Origin of the sequence: Spirochaeta thermophila DSM 6578, assembly GCF_000184345.1 — a bacterium.
In the GTDB taxonomy this organism is placed as follows: Bacteria; Spirochaetota; Spirochaetia; order Winmispirales; family Winmispiraceae; genus Winmispira; species Winmispira thermophila.
On record NC_017583.1, the window covers coordinates 47,164 to 70,386 of the forward strand.

General features: G+C 62.7%; 20 protein-coding genes. 14 read left to right on the forward strand and 6 right to left on the reverse strand.

Features of this window, described 5'->3' with window-relative positions; all coding sequences use genetic code 11:
* The first annotated feature begins 10 nt into the window (after positions 1 to 10).
* Genes SPITH_RS00235 through SPITH_RS00245 form a run of 3 tightly spaced genes read left to right on the forward strand, consistent with a single transcriptional unit; the run spans position 11 to position 3,747 of the window.
* A complete protein-coding gene (locus tag SPITH_RS00235; protein ID WP_014623741.1) occupies positions 11 to 985 on the forward strand; it encodes a hypothetical protein in 975 nt (324 codons plus the stop codon).
* Positions 979 to 2,661, forward strand: a complete 1,683-nt coding sequence (locus SPITH_RS00240) for a hypothetical protein (RefSeq protein ID WP_014623742.1) — start codon at positions 979 to 981, stop codon at positions 2,659 to 2,661. Before SPITH_RS00235 ends, SPITH_RS00240 begins: the two co-directional genes overlap by 7 nt.
* 33 nt (positions 2,662 to 2,694) lie before the next feature.
* Positions 2,695 to 3,747 (forward strand): NAD-dependent epimerase/dehydratase family protein, encoded by a 1,053-nt coding sequence (locus SPITH_RS00245; protein WP_014623743.1) that lies wholly within the window; start codon positions 2,695 to 2,697, stop codon positions 3,745 to 3,747.
* Here SPITH_RS00245 and murA read toward each other — a convergent pair whose 3' ends face one another.
* Complete coding sequence (gene murA / locus SPITH_RS00250; RefSeq protein ID WP_014623744.1) at positions 3,748 to 5,022, reverse strand: UDP-N-acetylglucosamine 1-carboxyvinyltransferase; 1,275 nt, start codon at positions 5,020 to 5,022, stop codon at positions 3,748 to 3,750.
* Positions 5,023 to 5,033: 11 nt separating this feature from the next.
* Positions 5,034 to 6,077 (reverse strand): hypothetical protein, encoded by a 1,044-nt coding sequence (locus SPITH_RS00255; protein WP_014623745.1) that lies wholly within the window; start codon positions 6,075 to 6,077, stop codon positions 5,034 to 5,036.
* An 88-nt stretch (positions 6,078 to 6,165) separates the two neighbouring features.
* Between SPITH_RS00255 and SPITH_RS00260 the strand changes: the two genes are divergently transcribed.
* Both SPITH_RS00260 and thrC read left to right on the forward strand, forming a co-directional pair.
* Positions 6,166 to 7,548: an aspartate kinase gene (locus SPITH_RS00260; RefSeq protein WP_014623746.1), complete on the forward strand. Its 1,383-nt coding sequence runs from the start codon at positions 6,166 to 6,168 to the stop codon at positions 7,546 to 7,548.
* 8 nt (positions 7,549 to 7,556) lie between these two features.
* Positions 7,557 to 8,864 carry a threonine synthase gene (gene thrC, locus SPITH_RS00265; protein ID WP_014623747.1) on the forward strand — a complete coding sequence of 436 codons (1,308 nt, stop codon included), beginning with the start codon at positions 7,557 to 7,559 and terminating at the stop codon, positions 8,862 to 8,864.
* Position 8,865: 1 nt separating this feature from the next.
* Here thrC and SPITH_RS00270 read toward each other — a convergent pair whose 3' ends face one another.
* Together SPITH_RS00270 and SPITH_RS00275 are read right to left on the reverse strand one after the other, a co-directional pair.
* Positions 8,866 to 9,948: an HD domain-containing protein gene (locus SPITH_RS00270; RefSeq protein WP_014623748.1), complete on the reverse strand. Its 1,083-nt coding sequence runs from the start codon at positions 9,946 to 9,948 to the stop codon at positions 8,866 to 8,868.
* Between the two features lie 15 nt (positions 9,949 to 9,963).
* Positions 9,964 to 11,748, reverse strand: coding sequence for a DUF4954 family protein (locus SPITH_RS00275; RefSeq protein WP_014623749.1), 1,785 nt, complete (start codon positions 11,746 to 11,748; stop codon positions 9,964 to 9,966).
* 169 nt (positions 11,749 to 11,917) lie between these two features.
* Between SPITH_RS00275 and SPITH_RS00280 the strand changes: the two genes are divergently transcribed.
* Genes SPITH_RS00280 through SPITH_RS00305 form a run of 6 tightly spaced genes read left to right on the forward strand, consistent with a single transcriptional unit; the run spans position 11,918 to position 17,042 of the window.
* The gene (locus SPITH_RS00280; protein WP_014623750.1) at positions 11,918 to 12,598 is read left to right on the forward strand and encodes a CDP-alcohol phosphatidyltransferase family protein; all 681 of its coding nucleotides are present in this window, start codon (positions 11,918 to 11,920) and stop codon (positions 12,596 to 12,598) included.
* Between the two features lie 11 nt (positions 12,599 to 12,609).
* A complete protein-coding gene (locus tag SPITH_RS00285; protein ID WP_014623751.1) occupies positions 12,610 to 13,080 on the forward strand; it encodes a GtrA family protein in 471 nt (156 codons plus the stop codon).
* Positions 13,081 to 13,137: 57 nt separating this feature from the next.
* On the forward strand, positions 13,138 to 14,283 hold the full coding sequence (locus SPITH_RS00290) for an aldo/keto reductase (RefSeq protein ID WP_014623752.1): 1,146 nt from the start codon (positions 13,138 to 13,140) through the stop codon (positions 14,281 to 14,283).
* 45 nt (positions 14,284 to 14,328) lie between these two features.
* Positions 14,329 to 14,712, forward strand: coding sequence for a response regulator (locus tag SPITH_RS00295; protein WP_014623753.1), 384 nt, complete (start codon positions 14,329 to 14,331; stop codon positions 14,710 to 14,712).
* 39 nt (positions 14,713 to 14,751) lie between these two features.
* Positions 14,752 to 16,329 (forward strand): P-loop NTPase, encoded by a 1,578-nt coding sequence (locus SPITH_RS00300; protein WP_014623754.1) that lies wholly within the window; start codon positions 14,752 to 14,754, stop codon positions 16,327 to 16,329.
* A gap of 29 nt (positions 16,330 to 16,358) precedes the next feature.
* Entirely contained in the window at positions 16,359 to 17,042 is a 684-nt protein-coding gene (locus SPITH_RS00305; RefSeq protein WP_245523408.1) for a phosphatase PAP2-related protein, read from the forward strand.
* Here the strand turns inward: SPITH_RS00305 and SPITH_RS00310 are convergent.
* Entirely contained in the window at positions 17,026 to 17,589 is a 564-nt protein-coding gene (locus SPITH_RS00310) for a manganese efflux pump MntP (protein ID WP_041623940.1), read from the reverse strand. The two genes, SPITH_RS00305 and SPITH_RS00310, sit on opposite strands and share 17 nt — an antisense overlap.
* Positions 17,590 to 17,642: 53 nt before the next feature.
* On the opposite strand from SPITH_RS00310, the gene SPITH_RS00315 reads away from it, so the two are divergent.
* On the forward strand, positions 17,643 to 18,539 hold the full coding sequence (locus tag SPITH_RS00315) for a GGDEF domain-containing protein (protein ID WP_014623757.1): 897 nt from the start codon (positions 17,643 to 17,645) through the stop codon (positions 18,537 to 18,539).
* Here the strand turns inward: SPITH_RS00315 and SPITH_RS00320 are convergent.
* Complete coding sequence (locus SPITH_RS00320; RefSeq protein WP_014623758.1) at positions 18,536 to 20,299, reverse strand: putative glycoside hydrolase; 1,764 nt, start codon at positions 20,297 to 20,299, stop codon at positions 18,536 to 18,538. The genes SPITH_RS00315 and SPITH_RS00320 overlap by 4 nt on opposite strands.
* Before the next feature lie 98 nt (positions 20,300 to 20,397).
* Between SPITH_RS00320 and SPITH_RS00325 the strand changes: the two genes are divergently transcribed.
* Both SPITH_RS00325 and SPITH_RS00330 read left to right on the forward strand, forming a co-directional pair.
* The gene (locus SPITH_RS00325) at positions 20,398 to 21,558 is read left to right on the forward strand and encodes a hypothetical protein (protein WP_245523409.1); all 1,161 of its coding nucleotides are present in this window, start codon (positions 20,398 to 20,400) and stop codon (positions 21,556 to 21,558) included.
* A 3-nt stretch (positions 21,559 to 21,561) separates the two neighbouring features.
* Complete coding sequence (locus SPITH_RS00330; protein WP_014623760.1) at positions 21,562 to 23,193, forward strand: hypothetical protein; 1,632 nt, start codon at positions 21,562 to 21,564, stop codon at positions 23,191 to 23,193.
* Positions 23,194 to 23,223: the final 30 nt, after the last annotated feature.

The following is a 23,223-nucleotide window of genomic DNA, read 5'->3' on the forward strand; positions in this document are numbered from 1 at the left end:
GGAATCAGGCATGAGGGATTCTCTTTTCCTCCCTGTGTACTATGTGGTGTGGCTCCTCGTGATACTCCTTCTGGGAGTGCTTTCCTGGGGGATGGCCTCCTGGGGTCTCGCCGACGGCGTGTATGTCACGGTGGATGGAAAGACCACAGTGCTTCCTTTCTTCCTGAAGGCCCTGAGGGCCCTGGGGCCTTCGGCAGGAGTACTGGCGCTCATCATAAGCCTCTCGAGGGTGTTCGTTCGTCCGGGCGTTCTCTTCCTCTCCATCCTGGAGCTCGCCCTGCTCATGACGGGATATCTCTACCTCTGGTATGCCTTCGCCGTTCCTCCCCTGAAGGAAGGGGTGGCCGCCCTTGAGTGGCGCTACACCTCGCCGGTCTCTTCGCAGGCACTCGTGAGAACGGCGGAGGATCGGTACCTCTTCGTGTATGCCTCGGGAAGGTTCGATGCCGGGGTGGTGGATGTGTGGTTCGAACGCGAGCCGGTCGTCCGCCTCTTCCAGGAAGGGTGGTTCGACGAGGAGACCGGGCGGTATGTCCTGGGAGAGACGGAATCGATCGACCTTTCCCGAAGGTACGACGCCTCGGTCCTCGCTCCGATCCCCGGCTGGGCTTCCGTGTGGGAAGAGGTGACGTTGACCATGGAAGAGGTGTGGGACCAGGCCTTTTCCATGGGGGCACCACGGTCTCTTCTCTTCCTCGGCTCATGGTTCCTCTTCTCGATCGGTATGTGGACCTGGGTGAGATTCACCCGCTGGCCTTTCTTCAACACGATCCTCGCCGTCGGTATGGGTATGACCCCCGGGCTCTTCATGTGGGGGGTGAAGCGCTTCACCGAAGAGCCGCTCTTCGTCGAAGTCGTGTCGCGGATTCCCCTGTCCTTTGACTACGTGGTTCTCGGCATCCCCGCCTTCATCGGACTATGCGCCCTCCTCTTCCTCCTCTTCCTCCTGCCCTATGCACGCCTCCGGGAGGAGGTGGCATGGTGAGTCCTGCAGGGCGTATCGTGAGGGGGCTCTTCGTCTGCTATCTGATCTCTTTCGTCCTCGTGATGGGATGGGTGTATGTCATGGGGAAGGGTGAGGCTCCTGTACATCCCCTGCTCGCCGTTCCGTGGCGGTTGTATGAGGGTGTCGCCGGATGGTTGAGACATTTCCTCTTCTTTCATCTCCTCTCGGTGGTCCTGGTCGTGGGCTTTTTCTCTTCCCGATACCTGCTCATCCAGCAGGATGTGAAGGATCGCTTCAGGATCCTCCAGGGCCTCCTCATCTTCGTGGTGGTGGAGGCGGGGGTCTATCTCCTCCTCCAGGAGGGGGTCAAGCCGCTCGTGATACGGAATGCACGACATCTGGAGTACAGGACCCGGCTCGCCGAGGAGTTTCTCGACCTCTACGAAGGTGCGAAGGAACGAGGGGACGAGGCGACGATGCTGCAGGCACTCAGGAGTTACACGAGGCTGATCCCCTCGGATGAGGCGTACCGTGAGGAGCTTCGTACCCTCGAGCGGGGACGGCCCATGGTGGAGGAGGCGGGGGAGGAGGAGGGTTTCCCCGCCGTACCACGCAACCTCTCGGCGGGGGAGGCCCTTCGTCTGGCGGAAGAGGCCTTCCAGAAGGAGGACGCGTATACGGCCTACTACTATGCGCGGCTCGCCCATACGATCGAGCCCTCCCTGGTGGAGGCGAGAAGGCTTCAGGCGAAGGCGTGGGAGGCCATCCTGCGGGAGGAAGAGACGGCCTCCTCCAGGAAGGACAAGGACTTCTTCGCCGCCAAGCGGCAGGCGTACGAGCGTCTCATGGGAGGAGACTATCTCGGTGCCTACTATGCCTTCATGCGCCTCAAGGAGGAACGGCCCCGTGACGCCGATGTGGTGCGGTACTACGAGGAGGCCAGGGAGAGGGTGGAATCCTACGCCTTCTATTACGAGGAGATAGCGAATCTGTCCGACGTGGGGGGGATTCCCCGTGTCTTCTTCGCGAGGAGGGGGGATGACAGGATCGACTTCTTCTATCTCGAGAGGGTGATCCGGGTGGCCGAGGGGACCTACGGTTTCGGGGTGGAGGTGACCGGTGTGGGAGGGGAGGGTGCCCTGCTCTACCGCCTCCGGGCGCCCTACGCAAAGATCGAGCAGGGTGTCCTCGTGCTCCACTGTGTGGGGCGGAGCGATCGGTCGGTGCGCTTCCTTCCCGAGGAGGAGGGCGAGGTCCCGTACGACCCTGTGTTCCTCGTGCCGGTGGGGCTCGATGTGGATCAGATCCTGCTCCTGGGTGGCACAGGGTGGGAGGGGAGGACCCTCTCCGAACTCTTCCAGCTCGTGTGGTTTCCCGATCGGGTGCTCCTTCCCCGAGGGGAGATCACGACCCTCATCTATATACGGATATACAGGGCGCTGCTCTTTCTGATAGGATCGTTTCTCGTGCTCGCCCTTGCATGGAGGGGACGCTACAGGGCTGCGAGGCGATCGTGGGGATTGCTCGTGGTGGGGGGATCTCTCGTGGCTGCGGCGGTGTGGTGGGTTGCGGATATGATGGAGAAGGGAGGCGCCCGTCTCATCGCGGCGGCCATGGCGCTGGGTGGGAGCGGGGCGGCGGTCGCCGTCCTCGTCGTGGGGAGCGCCGTGCTCCTGGGCCTCAGCCTCCTCCTCCTGGTGAGGGCGATGCAGTGACAGGGTGTACCGACAGAGGGAGGACGAAGCGATATGAGGTTTCTGGTGACAGGGAGTGCCGGTTTCGTGGGGTTCCATCTCGTGGATCTCCTCCTGCGGAAGGGACACGAGGTGGTGGGGATCGACAACCTCTCCCCCTATTATGACGTGGGGCTCAAGAAGGCGCGTCTTGCGGAGCACGGAATCGTGGTAGGCGAGCGGGGGGAAGGGATATCCTCGAGGATCCGCGATGGCTACACCTTCTACTTCGGAGACATTCGGGACAGCGGCTTCCTGGAGACCCTCCTCCGGCGTCACGGGGTGGAACGTGTCATCCACCTCGCGGCCCAGGCAGGGGTCCGGTATTCCCTCACCCATCCGGAGGTCTACCTGCAGAGCAACATCGAAGGGTTCTGGGTCGTGCTCGAGGCTTCGAGGCGCTGCGGAGTGGAGAGACTGGTGTACGCCAGTACGTCGAGCGTCTACGGGCTCAACGAGAAGGTCCCGTTCTCCGAGCGGGATGGGGTCGATCATCCGGTGAGCTTGTACGCGGCCACCAAGCGCTCGAACGAGCTCTTTGCACACGTCTACAGCCACATCTACGGCCTTCCCACCATAGGGCTCAGGTTCTTCACCGTCTACGGGCCCTGGGGACGTCCCGACATGGCCTACTTCTCTTTCACCGAGCGCATCCTCAAAGGCGAGCCCATAGAGGTCTTCAACCACGGTCGTATGGAGCGGGACTTCACCTATGTGGAAGACGTGGTGGAGGGAGTCGCGCGGGTGGCGGAGCATCCTCTCCCTGAGAGGCGGGACTGGGATCCGAGTGATCCCCGGCCCGACAGATCGTCGGCTCCCTTCTGGGTCTACAATATAGGCCACGGTTCGCCCGTGGGCCTCATGGACTTCATCAGAGCCATCGAGGAGGCGCTGGGTCGGGAGGCCAGGATCGTCTATCGTGAGATGCAACCCGGGGACGTGGTGGCCACCCATGCGAGTACGGAATCGCTCGAGGAGGCCGTGGGTTACCATCCCTCCACCCCGCTTTCGGAAGGGATCCGGCGGTTCGTGGCATGGTACTGTTCGTACTACGGAATCGAGCGGTGACTACGACTCTTTCCTGATGCGGGCCCCGAGATGCTGGAGTCGTTCCACGAGATCCTCGTATCCCCGTTCTATCTGGTAGACGTTGTGGATGAGGCTCTCACCTTCCGCACAGAGGGCGGCGATCACCATGGCCATCCCTGCCCGTACGTCGGGCGAGGTGAGTTCGGAGCCCCGAAGCCGTGAAGGTCCTGAGACCACGGCGCGGTGGGGGTCGCAGAGTATGATGCGTGCGCCCATCTCGATGAGTTTGTCCACGAAGAACATGCGTGACTCGAACATCTTCTCGTGGATGAGGATGGTTCCCTCGGCCTGGGTGGCCACCACGGTCATGATGCTCGTGAGGTCGGCCGGGAATCCGGGCCACGGGGCATCGTCTATCTTGGGAATGGCCCCTCCCAGATCGGGCACCACCTTGAGGGATTGCCCGGCCGGCACGTGGATGGTGCGCCCCTCTTGTTCCCAGTAGATCCCGAGCTTCCCGAAGGCGAGTTTGGTCATCCTGAGGTGCTGGGGGTCTGCATTCTCTATGACCACATCGCCCCTGGTGACGGCCGCGAGTCCGATGAACGAACCCACTTCCATGTAGTCGGACCCTATGGCGAAGGTGGTACCCGAGAGGCGCTCCACTCCTTCGATGGTGAGGACGTTCGAACCGATCCCCGAGATCTGCGCTCCCATCTGGTTCAGCATGTGGCAGAGGTCCTGTACGTGGGGCTCGGACGCCGCGTTCCGTATCACGGTGGTGCCTTCGGCGAGCACGGCGGCCATGATGGCGTTTTCGGTGGCCGTCACCGAGGCCTCGTCCAGGAAGATCTCGTCCCCCACCAGTCTGTGGGCCGTGAGCCTGAAGACGCCGTCGATCTCCACCCGGGCGCCCAGGGCGGAGAGGGCGAGGAAATGGGTGTCGAGCCTCCTTCGACCGATCACGTCTCCGCCGGGGGGTGAGAGTACTGCCTTCCCGGTACGGGCCAGGAGGGGGCCTGCGAAGAGGATGGAGGCCCGGATGAGCTTCGCCTTCTCTTGAGGGATTTCTGAGGTGACGATATCGGTGGTCTTGAGCCTGTAGGAGTCTTTACGAAGGCGCGTGACCTGGACGCCGAGGTACTGGACGATGTCGAGCATCACCCTCACGTCCTGGATGTCGGGCACGTTCTCGAGGACCACCTCTTCGTCGGTGAGGAGACAGGCGGCGATACAGGGGAGTGCTGCGTTCTTGTTCCCCTTGGCGAGGATGGTGCCTTTGAGCGGGAAGCCGCCTTCGATTCGGTATCTCATGGTGCCTCACTCTACGGATTGGTGGGGGGTCTGTCAATGAGAAACTCGAAGGGGGGGTCCTGGAAGGGGAAGGCCTTGAGTCCGAGAAAGGCGGTGGCGACGAAGGATCCTTCCCCGGTCTCGATGCGGACCGGGACCAGGATCTTCTCCCCCGGCATTCCTCCGTCCGGAAAGGGGTTCTCCGAGATCTCGGGGAAGGTGATCCCTCGGATCCCGTGGAGCCTGAAGGTGTTCCCTTCTTCTATGACGAAGACGTCCTCCAGTGTCTCCGCTTCCTCCACGCAGGCGTAGGAGAGGAAGGGTTCGGGTCCGTTGCGGATGAGCCTTCCGGCCTTCGAGAAGAATGCCTTCAGGCTGCGTACGATGCCGAGCGACCGTTCGAGCGAGAATCGGATCCCGTTCCAGGTGTACCAGGAGAGATAGGTCTCCCGGCCCACGCCCTCCTCGCGTACGGTCTCCCTGACCAGCACGTCGATGGTGCCGTCTGTGTCGAGGTCCTGGAAGGAGGTGGTCATGGAGGGCCTGGTGAAGAAGGTGTCGATCGACGGCAGGCCGTTCCCGCCGGAGGAGACGAGGAGATGCACGATCTTCTGGGGTTTGAGGCAGGTGAGAAGGAGCGCTATCCCTCTGCGGGGGGAGGCGAGGGTGAGGGAGCGTGCCTCCTTGAGCACGGGATACCGGCCGAGGGGGAGGCGCTCCAGGCCCTGTTCCGTGACCCACGCGATCGCGAGGTCGGGCAGATCTTCGGTCTGGTAGATACGGTTGATGTCGGAGAGCTCTTCCCAGCGGTATGGGGCGCCGGGAGTGCACAGGATGAGGGCCTCCCCGGTGTCGGACCGGAAGGCCGCCACCGGCCGGCCGTCCTTGCCGTGTACGGGGAAGAGATCGGGGGGGAGGGAGGGGAGGGGTTTTTCCGCGGGAGTGGGGAGGGCGGGGGAGGGTGGGGGGGCGATGGGAGGGGACGGTGCCGGCGTACGACAGGAGGCCCAGAGCAGTGCACACGCGAGGATTGCATATTTTTTCGTTTTCAGGGCCGTTCTACCGCGATAATGCATAAGTATACCGTTTGTGTATTGCTAAAACCCCTCATCTCTGCAATGATTGAGCCTGATCATTGTAGCACAGGATGGAGGACCCGGAAAGATGAAGGTGATGAAGTTCGGAGGGAGCTCTGTCGCCGATGGGCCGAAGATCGCCCACGTGGTGGAGCTGGTGAGGAAGGCTCGGGAGAGGGAGCCGGTGGCGGTCGTGCTCTCGGCCATGAAGGGGGTCACCGACCTCCTCCTCTCCATGGCCCGCAAGGCCGAATCGGGGGATCCCTCGTACCGTGAGGACCTCTCTTCGCTCACCTCCAGGCAGAAGGAGACACTCTCCTCTCTCATGGGGGATGGGACACAGGCCGGGGCGGCGTGGGATGCCGTCTCCGCACTGCTCGAGGATCTCTCGAGCATCCTTCACGGCATCGAGCTCGTGCGCGAGTGTTCCAGGCGGAGTCTCGACCTGGTGGCGAGCTTCGGCGAACGTCTCAACTGCACCCTCGTGACCCGCTACCTTCTCTCGCTGGGTGAGAGGGCGGAGTACGTGGACGCGAGGGAGGTGGTGCTCACGGACGACTCGTTCGGGAGCGCGGTGGTGCAGTTCGAGGAGACCTATGGGAGGATCCGTGAGAGGCTCGCCGGGGATGCGATCTATGTGGTGACGGGATTCATCGGCGCAACCAGAGAGGGGGTGACGACCACTCTGGGAAGGAACGGCTCTGACTACAGTGCGGCCATCGTGGGGGCCGGAGTGGGTGCCGAGGAGGTGGAGATCTGGACCGACGTCGACGGAGTCCTGAGTGCCGATCCCCGGGTGGTTCCTGAAGCCTTCGTCCTCGAGGAGGTTTCGTTCCAGGAGGCGATGGAGCTCTCCTATTTCGGGGCCAAGGTGATACATCCCTACACCATGATCCCTGCGGTGGAGCGGGACATCCCCATCGTGATAAAGAACACGATGAATCCCGGGTTTCCGGGTACGCGTATCGTGAAGCATCCCAAACCGCATCCTTGGCCCATCACGGGCATCGCCTCGATTCCTGGTGTGGCCCTCATCAACATAGAGGGCAGCGGGATGATGGGGGTGCCCGGGATCGCGGCGCGCGTGTTCTCCGCCCTCGCCGAGGCCAAGGTGAACATCATCATGATCTCGCAGGCCTCCTCGGAGCACAGTATCTGTGTGGTCTGCAGGAAGGAGGAGGTGGACAGGGCCCTCGATGCCTTGGAGCGCTCACTCGAGCCGGAGCGTAGGGCGAGGATCATCTCGGACTTCGAGTGCATCAGGGATCTTGAGATCATCGCCATCGTGGGAGAGAATATGCGGGGTACGCCCGGGCTCGCCGGCCGCCTTTTCCAGGCCGTGGGTGAGAGGGGAATCAATGTACACGCCATCGCCCAAGGGTCTTCGGAGCGCAATCTCTCGTTCGTGGTGGACGAGGAGCGGGGACAGGAGGCGGTCCGGGTGATCCACAGGGCCTTCTTCGGGAGATAGGAGGGGCCATGCGTTTCGTGAGCACGAGGAATCCCAAGGACGTGGTCTCGTTCGAAGAGGCGGTGTTCCGGGGGCTTGCTCCGGACGGAGGGCTCTACCATCCGGTGGAGCGTCTGGACCTCGCCTCCCTCTACGAGCGTCTCGGTCCCGAGAAGGGCTTCGTCGACGTTTCGTACGAGATGGTTCGCCTCCTCTTCGGCGATGAGTTCTCAGAGGAGGAGGCGGGCCGGCTCGTGGAACGGGCCTTTCCCTTCTCTCCTGTGCTGAGGGAGCTCACCGGTTCGATCCTCCTCCTCGAGCTCTTCCATGGGCCTTCGTGCGCCTTCAAGGACTTCGGCGCGAGCTTTCTCGCGAGCTGCATGGAGGTCTTCCTCTCCCGGAGGGAGGGGCGGGCCGTGATCCTCACGGCCACGTCGGGGGATACGGGGAGTGCGGTGGCACAGGCCTTCCACGGGCGGCGGCACATCGATGTGGTGATCCTCTACCCTTCGGGGAGGGTGAGTCCGCTTCAGGAGAAGCAGCTCACCACACTGGGGGGGAACGTCCATGCCCTCGAGGTGGCCGGCTCGTTCGACGATTGCCAGCGGATGGTGAAGGAGGCCTTCCTCGATCGGGAGCTCAGGGAGCGGTGTCCTCTCACGAGCGCCAATTCCATCAACCTGGGGAGGCTCGTTCCGCAGTCGTTCTACTACGTGTGGGCCTATGCTCAGCTGAAGGCGCGAGGGGATAGGCCTTTCTTCTGTGTCCCGAGCGGGAACTTCGGCAATCTCACCGCCGGGGTGTATGCGTGGTGGTGGGGGATGCCGGTGAGAGGGTTTCTCGCGGCCACCAACGTGAACGACGTGGTGCCGGAGTACCTTTCCACCGGGGTGTTCACGCCGCGGTCGTCGGTGAGGACGCTCTCGAATGCCATGGATGTGGGCAATCCGAGCAATTTCGAGCGGCTCCTCGCCCTCTTCGAGGGGGATCACCGCCGGATGGCCGCGGTGATACGGGGTGAGCGGGTGACCGACGAGGAGACGCTCGATACCATCGCCCGGTACTGGCGGGAGCGTGAGGTCTTCCTCGATCCTCACACGGCGGTGGGGGTGAAGGCATCGGAGCGTCTCCTGGAACGGGAGAGGGGGGTGGCGCCGGTGGTGACGCTCGCCACGGCGCATCCGGGCAAGTTCCTCGAGGTGGTCGAGGACGCGCTGGGGATCAGGCCTCCCCTCCCTCCCCAGCTCGAGGAGGTGCTCGCGAAGGAGAAGCGGGCCGTGAAGATCCCCAACACCCTGGAGGCGCTCAAGGCCTTCCTCCTCGATCTGTGGGGGTAGGTCATTCCACGTACAGCTTGATGAGGCGTCTCAGCCGGGGGTCCCTGAAGGGGTTGCGTCGTGCCTTGAGGAAGGAGCGGTAGGCCCTGCAGGCCTGGTAGTAGGGTTGGGGGCCGCGGAAGGTGGAGGAGAGGTCGCACCGGTAGAGTTCGAGGAGCATGGGGAAGAGGGGTGAGGAGAGGATCTCGGCGATGCTCCGGGGAGGGATGCGGGGGAGGGCGCCGGGGAGCATGTGGTAGCGCACGAGGAAGGCCACGTCGTCCTGGAGGGAGGAGGGGAAGTCGAGGTCCCGGAGGAAGGTGCGGGCGATCCGGGCGCCGATGTTGGCGTGGAGGTGGAAGCGGTTGGTGCCGTGTGGTACGGCGTCTGGTTTGCCTATGTCGTGGAGGAGGATGGCGAGGGAGAGGAGAAGATCGGGGCGTTTGCGGTGCTTGAGGGCCTCGAGGGTGTGCTCCCACACGCTTCCTTCTGGATGGTAGTCCTTGACGTGATGGACGTCGCGGAGTCGTGCGAGCGGGGGCCAGAGTCGGGGCAGGGCTTCGGTGCGGGAGAGGAGGGCCAGGCCGTGCCAGGGTGTCCGGCCGGTGAGGATGAGGGAGAGGGTTGCGGCCTGGGTTTCGGTGGGGGGATGGGGGGACGGGATGAGGGTGGGGAGGGTGGGGGGTGGGGTGTAGGGGTAGCGGGAGAGGAGCACGGCGCAGGTGAGGGCGTGGCTGAGGGTGAAGGGGGTGGGGAGGGCGAGGGCGGGGGAGCGGAGGAGCGGGTAGAGGGCGTCGGGAGCCTGGAAGGCGTCGCGCGAGGGGTCGTGGGTGAGGGCGAGGAGGGGGTGGGGAGGGGGGGTGTGGGGGGTGACGAAGTAGATGCGGGTGTCTTCCAGGGTGAGGGCCGCCTCCACTCCCTCCAGGCCGGGGTATTCGAGTCCTTCGAAGAGGCGGGCGAGGTCGACGAGTTCGGCGGTGCTCTGGATCCACAGGTGGGTGGGGGTTCCCTTCACCTTGAAGTAGCGGTCGAGGGCGGAATACCCGGCGAGTCGGGGTCGGTGGCCAGCCCGGTCGAGTGAGGCGAGGACATCCCGAGGTTCCACGACACGCTCCTTTTCCTAGTGAGTGAGGCGATTCCGTTCCTCGTCGAACCGCGTCCTGATATGCGAGAGTACCTTATCCTCTTCAGGATGGGTGTGTGTGTAGTCGTCGATGATGCGTCTTCCGCGTATGGAGTCTTTGTGTCTCGATCCTTCGATGCGCTCCCACACCGCATCGAGGAGTTCGAGGTATCGGGGGATCTGCTCTTCTCGTTGTTCGGGAAGCTGGTACTTCTCTACGAGGGGCTGGATGTCGTTGTGCCAGGTGGCGTCATCACACGAGGAGAGACCGAGGAGGATGCGGAGGATGCCGTACTCGAGGAAGAGGCGGTAGCCCTCCAAGGCACCGAGCCTGTCTTCTTCGGTGACGTAGTTCTTGCCGATCCCGGGAAGGTGCTCGGGGAGATAGAACGGTCGGGGGCTTCCTATGGAGGAGAGTCGGTCGAGTGCCCTGTCCATGAGGAAGAGGATCCGTGGGCGGAAGATCTCGAACTCGGGGCGGTAGCGTCTCGCCTTGTTCCGGGTGCGGAACTTCTCCTCGCTCCGGAAGAGGCTGTAGGCGTTGCCGGTGAGCATCCAGCCGGGCATGAGCTGGTTGTAGGCCGTGGGCACCTCGCTGGGGTAGGAGATGGGTTGGGTGATGAGGGAGAAGGGGTATTCCATGCGCTGGGGCATGGTCATCACCGCGGTGGCGATGGTGGTGTAGGGAGCGTCCCTGAAGTGGGCGGGGAACTTGATGCTGCAACCCAGGCCGAAGAACATCCCCTCTCCGGGCCAGATTTCCTGGTCGGGTTGGCGTGAGGTGTGGTTGGATCCCACGTTGGCGCCGTAGGCGATGTTCCCCTTCCCCTCGGGCCACCATGCGGCGATGAGGAGGGACTGATGGTGGAAGCCCACGAAGGGACCGACCAGGCTCGCGGTGACCTCGCCTTTGGCGATGTGGGTGTTGGGGAGGATGATACTGGTCTCGACCTTACCGTGATCCTCGACGCCCGTAGCCTCCATGAGGAGGCTACGGCGCACCAGGGCGCCGGTGGTCACGTGGACGCCCTCCTGGAGAATCGCCTCCTGGAGTATGGTGTGGTCGCCCACGATGCTCGGTGCCTCCTCGGAGGAGTGTATGGTCACGTATGTGAGGCTGCTCCCTGTGACGGCTGCATGGGGGCCTGTGTACACAGAGGAGAGGGTACTGCAGTGGGCCACGTGGGCCTTGGGGCCTATGTAGGAGAAGGGAAAGAGGGTGGTACCCCGGTAGTGCGTGAGGAAGTTCGCGTAGGCCTCTTCGAGGCTGTCGGGGAGGGGGCGGGTGGTGAGGGCGATGGCGAGGTCCGGGGTGAGGACGTCGCATGGGGTGATCTCGCGCCCGCCGGTCTCTATGCCGGGGGAGATGGTGGGAAGTACGCCGGCATGGAAGGGGCCTGGGGTGTGGCTGGTGGTGTGGATCACCTCGGCCCCCACGTCGATGTAGAGGTTTGAGAGGAGAGGGCAGTGGTGGATCCTCGCGTGGGAGCAGACCACGGTGTGTCGGATCACCGAGTGGTAGATTCCCTCGGGGAAGAGGTCGTTGTCAGAGGGCTCGAAGAGGCCCAGGTAGCAGGATCCTCTGAAGGTGGAGTACCAGATGCCGCGGGGCGTGAACGAGGGATGGACGCGTATCGCCTCCCAGTCCTCGGCCCGGTTGCCCTGGGCTTCGAGCGCGGCGCGTTCTGTGGGGGTGAGGGGGCGGGAGGGGAGCGAGGAGGGGTCGGGAGGGATGGGGGCCTCTGCGGCGAGGGGTTCGAGGATGACGCGCCAGTCTTTCATAGCAGAAAATGGTACGGGTTTTTGTTCGATTGGGCAATGGTTGTAGTATTGCGGTATGCAACAAAAAAGAGGGGTGCGCCCCTCTGTGGAACACCGTACTGTCCGAACTCACGTGAAGACCAGCCCCCTTCTCCTTGTCGAATCGGGGAGAATGGCGTAGTATCTTCTCATGGAACGGAAGGATGCGAGACGGATTCAAGAGTCCTTTCTCAGCGGACCGGAACGAAAGGTACTGGAGTGGATCGCGGCTCGTCTCCCGCGGTGGGTGGTTCCCGATCACCTCACGTGGTTCGGCTTTTTCGGGGCCCTTGTGGCAGGAGCCGGCTACGTGTTCACCAACTGGGGGAAGGGCTTCCTCTGGGTTTCTTCTCTGGGCTTCGTGATCAACTGGTTCGGGGACAGCCTCGACGGTACCCTCGCGAGGGTGCGGAAGATCCAGCGACCCACCTACGGGTTCTTCATCGATCACAATGTGGATGCGTTCACCGCGCTGGTGATCGGTATCGGGGCGGGGATCTCTCCCTTCGTTTCTCTCTCGGTGGTGCTCCTCATCCTCATCGGATACTATCTCTTGAGTATCTTCACGTACATCAACACCTATCTCCGCGAGGTCTTCAAGATTTCCTACGGCGGATTCGGACCTACCGAACTCAGGTTGGTTATCATCCTACTCAATGGTCTCTTCTACTTTATCCCTACCGACAATCCATCGGTGAGGATCCTGGGCGTCACCATGAAGTACTTCGATCTCTTCGCCCTGGTGGTGGCTCTCGTCCTTTTCTTCCTCTATTTCTTTTTCTTCCTCACGGCACGCAGGGAGTATGAGAAGATCGATCCTCCCCGTTCATAGGAGGTCTTTTCATGTTCGTGCGATTCCTCAAGTTCTTCGCGAGCAGGTTGGTGGGAACGGGGGTGGACACCTTCGTGCTGTGGCTGGCGAGTTCCTTTCTCTTCTCTTCCTATGTAGGGAAGTACCTCGTCGCCCCTGCCCTCTCGTTCGAGGTGGCGATGCTCCATAACTACACGATCTCCTATTTCTGGATATGGCGGAAGCGGATACGCCACCGGGGGGCGGCGGACTTCTTTCGCAGGCTCCTCCCTTACAACCTCTCCGTGCTCTTCGGTTTCGGGGTGAAGATGGTCCTCCTGCTCCTCCTCGAGCGCCTCTTTCACTGGGACGTGGTGTGGTGTAACCTGGGTGCCCTCACGGTGTCCGGCGTGATCAACTTCTTTCTCGGGGAGTTGGTGGTCTTCAAGAAGCGGGGGCACTCCTATGAGGACGGACTCCTGCTCGACGTCGAGACGGGGTGGACCAGGGGTGTCGAGAAGTAGGTTCCCGTGCTATCATTATCGAAGCGGATTTGATTTTTACTACATAGAGGAGGGTTTATGTATTATCGGACGATGGGACGCACCGGTGTCGAGGTCTCTGCGCTTGGGTTCGGCTGTATGCGTTTCCCCACGAAGGGAGGGGACAGCAGCCGGATCGATGAGGCGCAGGCCGAGAGGATGCTCCTCTATGCGATCGAGCACGGGGTGAACTACCTCGATACGGCCTGGCCCTATCACGGAGGAAGGAGTGAGCCTTTCGTGGGGAATGTTCTGGAGCGACATGGGCTGAGGGATCGGGTCTTCCTTGCCACCAAGATGCCCATGTGGGAGGTGAAGACAGGGGCCGATCTCGACAGGATCTTCGACGAACAGCGGAGGAGGCTCAGGACAGACTACGTGGATTTCTATCTCCTTCACTCCCTCAACAAGGAGAACTGGAAGAGGGTGGAAGCTTCGGGTGCCCTCGAGTGGCTCCAGAGGAAGAAAGAGGAGGGGGCGATCCGTTTTATCGGGTTTTCCTTCCATGACGAGATTTCCGAGTTCAAGAGATACGTGGACGCTTTGGGAGAAGGGTGGGATTTCTGTCAGATCCAGTACAACTACATGAATGAGCACGAGCAGGCAGGCACCGAGGGTCTCAACTATGCGGCCGAGCGGGGGCTGGGGGTGGTCGTGATGGAGCCCCTCCTCGGTGGATATCTCGCGGGGAGGATTCCCAGACTGGAGCCGGTGTGGGCGCAGAGCGGGAGATCGTGGTCTCCTGTGGAGTGGGCCCTCAGGTGGCTCTGGAATAATCCGAAGATCTCACTCGTACTCAGCGGGATGAGTACCCTCGAGCAGGTGGAGGAGAACGTGAGAATCGCCTCCACCGAGGGGGGCGCGCCGGGGAATCTCTCCTCCGGAGACCTGGAGGTGATCGTGCGAGTGAGGGAGGTGCTCGAGTCCTCCAAGGTGATCCCGTGCACCTCATGCAACTACTGCCAGCCCTGTCCCCACGATGTGGAGATCCCTCGGATCTTCAAGATCTACAACGATGCGGAGATCTTCGGGAATGTGGGGAACGCGCGTGGGGCCTACCGATGGATCCCCGAGGGACATCGAGCTTCGGACTGTGTGGCGTGCGGCGAGTGTGAGACGAAATGTCCCCAGCAGATCGAGATCATCGACTGGCTGAAGAAGGCGGGGGAGCTCCTCGAGGTGTAGGAAAAAGACTTGCGCTCCCGGGAGAGGTGTTCCACACTTGATACTATGAGGGTGCTGGTGGTTGAGGACGAGTTTCTCTCCCGGGAGAAACTTTCCGCTTTCTTCTCTCGCTATGGCGCGGTGGACAGTGCCCCGTCTGGACAGAAGGCGCGGGTCCTCTTCGAGAGGGCCATCGAAGAGGGGCTTCCCTACGACTGCATCAGCGTCGATCTGCACCTGCCCGATGAGGATGGGCTCTCGCTTCTCGCGTCTTTCATCCGGAGGGAGCAGGAGATCGGCGGGGGATGGTTCTCGAAGAAACTGGTGATAAGCGGGGATACGCAGAGGAATGTGGTGGAGTCGGCCGTGCGCACGGGCTGTGATGCCTACATCGCCAAGCCGATCCGGTTCAAGGTGTTGGAGGAGCGTATGCGTCTCATCTTCAGGTGATTATTGCACGGGGAGGGGAGGTCTCGTATACTCCACTCGATGGGTACGTATGTCCTGGGTGTGGCCTCGGGAAAGGGCGGGGTGGGGAAGACGACCACAGCCGTGAACCTGGGGCTCTGGTACGCGAGAAGGGGGCTCAGGGTGGCCCTCCTCGATCTCGATCCTCTCGCCAATCTCCATGTGGTTCTGGACATACCCCTCACCGAACTCTCGGGGGTACGGTATCCGAATGGCGGGAGTGGACTGGATGATGCGTCCTACCGGTATCTTCCGAGGTTTCATCTCCTCTTTCCGCCTTCCTCCTCCAGGCCTGCGCCGGACAGGCTCGCCGACCTGGTCTTCCGTTCGTTGTGGCACGAGGTCGAAGCCCGCTATGACGTGGTGATCGTGGATTTCCCGCCGGGTATCTCGCAGGAGGAGAGCCTCACCTTCCTCCCTTGTCTCTCACACGTCCTGGTGGTGACCACCTCGGAGCCTACCTCCCATGTCTCCACCGGGGGCTACCTGAGGGCGCTCTTCGATGTGCAGTCTTCTGCGAAGGCCATGCTCTGGTTCAACCGGTACAGTCCGTCGGTCTGGGATGGTTTCCTCCCGGACGATGTGGTGGGGACCTACAACCGCTTCGCTCCAGAGGAGATGCGTCTCTCGCCCTCCGAGCGGGAGCGTATCCTCACCGTGGCCCGTGTGCCGTACGACGCCACGCTCGACCTCCTCAAGGCCGAACCATCGCTCGATGTGGTGCTCGATGCTCGTCTGGGGGAGACCCTCGAGGTGCTCTCCCGCAGACTCCTGGATCTGTGGGCTGTGCGTCTCTCCCTCCCCTCCCATGTGACGTCGCTGTGGACGAAGTGGCTTCACGAACACCCCGATCTGGGTGCCGGGGATGCGACGCGCTCCTTCCTTTCGAGCATGGAGAGGCTTCTCGGGGTGGAGGAGATGGAACGGCTCGTCGAGGGGAAAGCCGAGCTCGTGCGGTTCGCGGAGATGCTCGCAAGGACGTCGCTGTGGAAGGCACTCTGCCGGGTGAGGGGGCTCCTCGATGCACGGGTGGAGGGTCGGAAGGTTCCGGATCGGCTACTCTACGAACATGTGAGGGATGTGCTCACCCTCCTCCTCCCCTACGGGATGAAGGATGGGTTCCTGAGAAACCTGGGGGGGATGCTCCTGGCTTCCCTTGCGCTCCACATGTTGGCGGGCAACCCCTCTGTGGACCGGCTGATCGGGGGTTTCGTCCCGGTGAAGAAGGAGGGCGGGCGTATCCGGCGGGACAGGGCGGCTCAGATCAGGTATCTCGTCTCGAAGGACGCCCTCTACCACGAGAAGTACGTCGATCTCGTGGGCAGACTCTTTCCTCCCTTCATGGAGCAGATCTCGAGGCTCGTCCAACGATGGGGGTTCCAGCGATTCCTGTTCCGAGTGTCAGGAGGGGAGCCGCACAAGGCCGCCTATGTGAAGCTCCTGAGCAACGTGCTCCACGATGCCCTGCACGCCGGACTGGGGGTGTTCTTCGCCTTCAAGTACAGTCCCGCGGGTGAGGAGATACGGGAAGGGGCGGAGCGGATCCTCCGGGTGATGACAGGGGGGAGGAGTCTCGCGACGGGAGGAAGGGCCGGATGACTGTGGATCGTGGAAAGGGGGGCGGCCGAATGTCGGTACAGGATCATGGGCGTTCATTCCTCCTCGGGTGGTGGAGTCGTGTCCACCCTCTCCTGTCCTCGAAAAGGTATCTGGGGGATCTCCTCGCCTCAGGGAGCCTGCTCTTCTTTCTCGTACGGGTGGTGTACCTGGAGTGGCTCCGGGAGTATCTCGCCGCCCTGCCTCCCAACCCCATCCCCGACAGGATCCTCGAGCTCGTAGGCCCCTACAACCTCGATTTCTTCGTCTCCACGTACATCGTGCTCATGGGTACGCTCCTCGTACTCCACGTGGTGCTCACCTGTCCCGAACGGCTGCCTTTCTACCTCAAGGTCTATTCCCTGCTCTACGCTCTCAAGTTCGCCGGGCTTCCCACCACCGCCCTCACGGCACCCGCCGATGCGATCTTCGACACCTTCGATCCCATAGAGAACGACCTGTTCTTCTCGGGGCACACGGCGTTCATGTTTCTCTCATTCCTCCTTGTGAGACGCTCGTCCCGTCCCCTCTCCTGGGCATTCCTCGGCTCCGCGTTCCTCGAGGCGGCCTGCGTCCTGCTCATGCACATGCACTACACCATCGATGTGTATGCCGCTCCGTTCTTCGCCTATGGAGCCTACCGGATCTCGTTCCTCCTCTTCGGGAGGAACGCGGTCGCCTACGAGGCCCTGCGTACGGCTAGAGGAGGTGGGTGAGGAGGATACGGATCCCTACGGCCCACAGGACGAGTCCGCCGGCCATCTCTGCATAGCGTTCGATGAAGGTGGCGAGGAACTTGCCTGCGAGCCCGGAGAGGAAGCTCAGCCCGAGGGTGACGAGGCCGATGAGCAGTACGGGAAGGAGGAAGGCGCGGGAGAGGAAGCCCAGGGTGAGTCCCACGGCGAGGGCGTCGAGGCTGGTGGCCACCGAGAGCGAGAGCACCTTCCACGGACTCGGAGGGTCGGCGTCCCTGCACGCCCCTTCCTCCCGGTAGAGGAGTCCTTCGCGGATCATCTTGCTCCCCGTGACGGCGAGGAGGAGGAAGGCGATCCAGTGGTCCCACTGCTGGATGAGGTGCATGAAGGAGGAAGCGGTGAAGATGCCCAGGAAGGTCATGCCAGACTGAAAGATCCCGAACGAGAGGGAAATGAGAAGGAGGATCCGCTTCTTGAGGCCGGGATGAGAACAGGCGAGGGAGGCTGCGGCCGCACACGCGTCGATCGCGAGGCTCACGGCGAGTCCTGTGACCATGAAAAGAGGCATGGAGTGCACTATACTGACCAGGGGCGAGGGTGTCCATACGACGAGGAGGAGAGATGAGACTGCGAACATACCATGCGGTCGTGGTGCTCGTGGCGACCATGGTTGCGGAGGCCCTGGTCTTCTGGGTGAGTTTCCCGTTTGAAGTGCCGTACTGGGATGTGTGGATGTTCTTCAGGGTGGCGATGCTCGTCATCGCCCTCACGTGGTTCGTACTCCTCAGGAAGGAGTTCGTGCAGCTCCGGTATATGCTCACCCTCTTCCTGGGGATCTGGGCCCTCGTGGTGGCGGTGTGGGGGGAGCTCCTCGCCGCGGTTTTCTGGACAGGACCCGTGGTCGTCGCGGTGCTCAATGGCTTCTACGTGGTGGCTCTCACGGGAGTCACCATCGGTGTGATGCTCCTCATCAGGATGTATCGGATGACGATCTCGGAGCTCTCCGAGAAACAGCGGAGGCTGATCGAGCTTTCCATCACCGACGACCTCACCGGGCTCTACAACGCCCGCTACTTCTACCGGAGGCTGGAGGAGGAGATCGCGCGGAGTCGTCGCTACGGGAGGCCGCTTTCACTCCTGTTCATCGATCTCGACGATTTCAAGCGGTTCAACGACACCTACGGACACCTCGCAGGAGACAGGGTGCTGCGTAAGGTGGCACGGGTGCTCAGGGAGTCGCTCAGGGAGAACGACTCGGCCTACAGGTACGGGGGTGAGGAGTTCGTGATCATCCTTCCCGAGACCGGTGCCGAGGAGGGGAGGGTCGCGGCCGAGCGTGTGAGGAGGCGCATAGAGGAGTGCTCGTTCCGTGGGGAGGAGAAGGTGAAGGTGACGGCGAGTGTGGGGGTGGTGGAGTACCGCGAGGGGGATGCGATAGAGGACTTCGTCCGTCGGGCCGACCAGGCCATGTACAGGGCGAAAGCGGAGGGGAAGAACCGGGTCTTCCTCGTGGACTAGTCGAGTCGGGCGGCCGATGCGGATTCAGGAGGCCGGAGGGTGAAGTCGGGGGGGATCATGTAGTAGTTGCCCGAGGCGTTCCAGCAGGTGAACCCGCCGGCCTGCGCCTCGATGAGTCCCTGGATCTGGAGCCTGAAGTAGGTGTAGTAGGTCTCCTCCTCGAAGTTCCGCTCCCCTCCGATGAGGAATGTCTGGACGTAGGGCCTGATGAGGATCTGGCCCTCGGTCATCTCGCGGGCCCTGAGGGTGCTCTCCCGGTAGATCCACCTCGCCCTTTCGAGGTAGGAGAGGTGTGGGAGGAAGGCCCTGCTGTAGTGGGAGGGGTAGTACATGGGGCAGAGCACGTCGATGTAGGGCCAGAGTCGGGTGATGTCCTGTCCGAGGTAGCTCATCCTGCTGGTGGCGTTGAATCCGAAGACGTCGAGGCTGATGGGTACGGAGATCCTTTCCCTCACCTCGGAGAGAAAGGCGATCAAGGCGTCGGTGGGTGTCTCCTGCGGCCGTTTGTAGCGGGAGGTGAGGGTGGAGGTGTCCCCGTCGGAGGGAAACCTGATGTAGTCGAACTGGATTTCGTCCACTCCGAGGGAGGCCACCTCCTCGGCGATGGCGGCGTTGTACGCGCGTACCTCCTCGTTGTATGGATCGACCCAGAACTCCACCTGCTCGGTTCTCGTCTCGCCCGTCTTCTCGTCGGTGTAGGTGCGGAACACGCCCCAGGGTTTTCCTGTCTTCCTGTCGAGGAAGGCATAGGTGCCGCCGTCGTAGAGGGCGAGGGCCTTGTCCTTGAACACGGGGAGCCGTGCGATCACGTAGATGCCGTGGGCGTGGAGGGTCTCGATGAGCGTGCGGGCGTCGAAGAGGGGGCGCACCGCACCCATGGCACGCGCGAGGGGGATGGAGCTCTCGTAGCGAAGGGAGCCGTTCTCGTCCTTGAAGTCTATGACCACGGCGTTGAAGCCGTGTCTCTCGAGGAGCTCGATGTAGCGGGGGAGGTGTTCGGGGGTGGCGAGAGGGGACCGGAGATAGATGGCGTGCTTGCCCGAGGCCTTTTCCGTGCGTCGTGTGCGCTGCGGGTCTTTTCCCTCGGTCCGCACGACGGGGGTGATGAGGGTCTCATCGGGAAGGATGAGGACCTCGCCCTGGATGAGGATCTTCTGGAGGTCGAGACCCCACTCGGGGAACCGCCGTTCGATGGGGACGGGATTGGGGATGGGGCGGGGTGACGGGGGGCCCGAGGGGAGGAGATAGGCTCCCTTCCCGAATCCGAGGAGGATGGCGATGCCGTCCTCGAGGGGGGCGATGCCCGCCACTTCCTCGTGGAATCCGCCTCCCAGGTAGAAGGGAAGTTCCTCCGGGAGGGGTACTTCCTCCCAGGTGAGTCCGCCGTCGCGGCTTCGGAAGAGGCCGTCGAAGGAGGTGCCTGCGAGGAGGGTGGATGACCCAGTGAGCGCGAGGGCGCGGATGTGGGTGGAGGCGTTGAGGGGGCCGCGGAGGTCGAGGGTCTTCCAGGTGAGACCTGCATCCCGTGTGAGGAGGAGCTCGTGCTGGGTGGCGAGGATGAGGGTGTGGGGGTCGGTGCGGTCCCAGGTGAGGGTGGTGAGGGGATAGAGGTGGGCGGGGAGGGGGTGTTCCTGCCAGGCGGCGCCTCCGTCGAGTGAGGTGAAGAGGGTGGTGGGGGTGAGGCGGTAGCGGGGGGCCTCTTGGGGGAACGCGGGGAAGACGACGAGGATGAACCAGAGGACGGAGACGAATCTGCGCACGATACCTCCTGTACGTTCGGCGTGGCTATAGTAGTAGCAGAAAGAGCCGAAGAAAAGAAGGGTTTGAACTCTCCCTCCTTTTGGTGTATGTTTTTCCTGTGAAGCGTGTACCGTGGTGCGTGTTCCCGACGTTCCTGTTGCTCTCTTCGTGTGGATTCCTCCTTCCCGAGTTCAGCAACCCTCTCGACCCTTATGGAAAGAACGCCGACACCTTCGCCATAGAGTTGCTCAACGAGGACAGCATACCTCAGGATCTTGGGGTCTCCATCTCCACACCTCTCGCCGCTGCGTGGACCGGAGGGGAGGCCGTGGTGGCGTGGGTTGATGCTGCGGAGGTGCGTGCGTGTGCGGTCTCCGGAGAGGGAACGTCTCTCGCAGGGGGGACGTCGATCTATGCAGGGACGTCGCCTGCGGGTGTGAGGATGGGGGGTGGGGACGGCTCGTGTGCGTTGGTGGTGGAGGACGGGGGGGAGGTGTGGGTGGGGGTGGTGGAGGTTTCGGACGGAAACCTCCAGGTGGACGCGGCCTTCCAGTCTTCGGGATGGGGGGTGGCCGGGCTGGCTGCGGTGAGCGAGCCGGTGTGGGTGGACCAGGAGAGGTGGGTGGTAGGGTACGTGGACGGGACGGGGGATATCCACCTGGTCCTCCTGGACAGCTCGAGCGATCCTGCGGTGGTGGTGCAGGACCTGGATCTGGGACCCGGGAGCGGGACTGTGGTGAGCCTCTCCGCGGCAGGTGATGGCACGGGCGGCGGGCTGCTCGTGGTGTGGGACGACGATGGGGTCACTGCCACGGTGATCTACGGTATCTCCTTCTCCCTCTCCCAGGATACGCTGGAGTTAGGAAGCGGAGGGGGCTTCGGTGCGACGTTGTCCGGCATAGGGGCGCTTCCCGTGGCGTTCAGTGAGGGGGCGGGGGCGTACCTCCTCCTGTCCACGGACGGAAGCGACCTCCAGGGGATCTCGGTGACAGAGGATCAAGCCGAATGGACGAAGGGATGGGATCTCCCTTTTGCGACCGGTGTCTATGGGCTGTGGGGTGAGCCGGACGGATGGGGACTCCTCTACGAGGAGGCGGGCGTGCTCAGGATGGCGCGCAAGGACCTCTCCTTCACCTCGGACAAGGTGGGAAGCCCCTACCCGGTGTACACTTACACCACGGGAGTGGAGGCTGCGGCTGTGTCCACGGGCGAGAAGTACCTCGTGTTCTACGCCGATACCGATGGAGTGACTCCGGGGACGCTCTTTGTACGGGAGTGATACATGAGGAAGGTGTTTCCCCTCGTTCTTTCGATCCTCGTTGCGGCAACCCTTTGCGCTGCGCCAGTGAGGGTAGGAGTGGTCCCCTACGATCTCTCCGGAGGGGAAGTGCAGGCCCGGGCAGTGAAGGAGACCTTTCTCCGTGCCCTCGTGTGTAATCTCGCGATACTCGAGGAGACCGAACCGGTAGTAGTGGAGGTCGACGATGCGGAGAGGGATGTACGGGAGGTGGGGCGTGAGTACAGGCTGGAGCGCCTCCTCAGACTCTCGTTCAGCGAGGGGGCCGATGGCTACCGCCTGAGCATCCTCGTGTACGACACGAAGGGAGGTACGGCCATCGGAGGTCCTTCGGTGAGGATCTCCCGAGGAGCGGCCCTCTTCGAGGCCCTCGTCGCTCCCATGGGACAGGTGCTCACGATCCTTCTGGGACGGGAGGTGTCTCTGGGCCGGCTCGTGGTCCAGAACCTGGGGGAGCCCGGTCGTTTCCAGCTTGAGGTGGACGGCGTGGATCTCGGAGACCGTCTCAAGGTCCTCGCTCCCCTGGTCACCGGCACGCACTCGTGGACGGTGCGCCAGAGGCGTTTCGGCCGGATCGTGGAGATCCAGAGCGGCACGGTGGACGTGGCTGCCTCGGATACGGGGAAGATCATCGTGAGCATTCCGCGTCTTCTCCCCGAGGAGGAACGGCGTATCCAGGGCCTCGAGGATCGGATAAAAGGTGCCGCCCTCGAGGGTCGGAGGGATCGGCTTGAGGCCCTCCTCGCCGAGTGGGAGGCCCTCTTCGGCGACGTCTCCTTCGCCCCTTCGATGGCAGGCTACAGGGAGAGGGTGAAGGCCTTCAGGTCTCTCGTCCAAGTGGGGGATCTTCGCAGGGAGGTGGAAGGCCGGGTGCTGGACCCCGATCCCTTCTTTTTCCAGCGGATCAGGGCCCTCGAGGGGGCTCTTCCGGAGGAGGTGAGGTCCGATCCGGCGGTGGAGGATGCGCTCGCAGTCTGTGCAGAGGAGGCCCTCCTCTCCCAGGTGTACCACGTGTTCCGACTCTTCCGGGAGTCCCGGTTCGGGGAGGCGATGGCCCGGTATTCTTCCCTCAGACCTCTCCTGGTCTTCGTGAGGGATCCGTGGAGGATCTGGTACGAGAGGCTCTGGTTCCACATGAGCAGGATGGACGAGCGGTACCTCCGCGAAGGGGTGAGAGGGCGAGACCTCGTGCTGCCGATACTCGAGACGGCGTTGGGGGTCTCGCTCGACATCGTTGCGGTCTACCTGTTCTATACCGACGACAGCGCGCAGTTGCTCGCGGAAGCCTATGAACGCTATCCCGACTATCTTGCGGCGGATACACCCGAGGAGGCCGCCCGTCTCCATCGCGAGATAGAGGACCGCATACGGAAGGCGAACAACCATACATTCGCAGAGTGGGGATGTGCCTTCGGGGGATTGTTCTTATCGATCGTAGGACCCATTCACCTCTACCGCGCGGTGCGTGCTCCTGCGGTGCGGGCGTGGGAGGAACTCTCCCTCCTGTTCCCCCGGGAGACCGCGGCCTCGGAGGTGTTGTTCACGCTCCCGGCCTACAGGATCGACGAGTGGATCCGGGAGCAACACGAGGATATGGTGTCAAGGCTAGGCTCGTGAATGCCGGATCTTCAAGGCAAGGAGGTGACG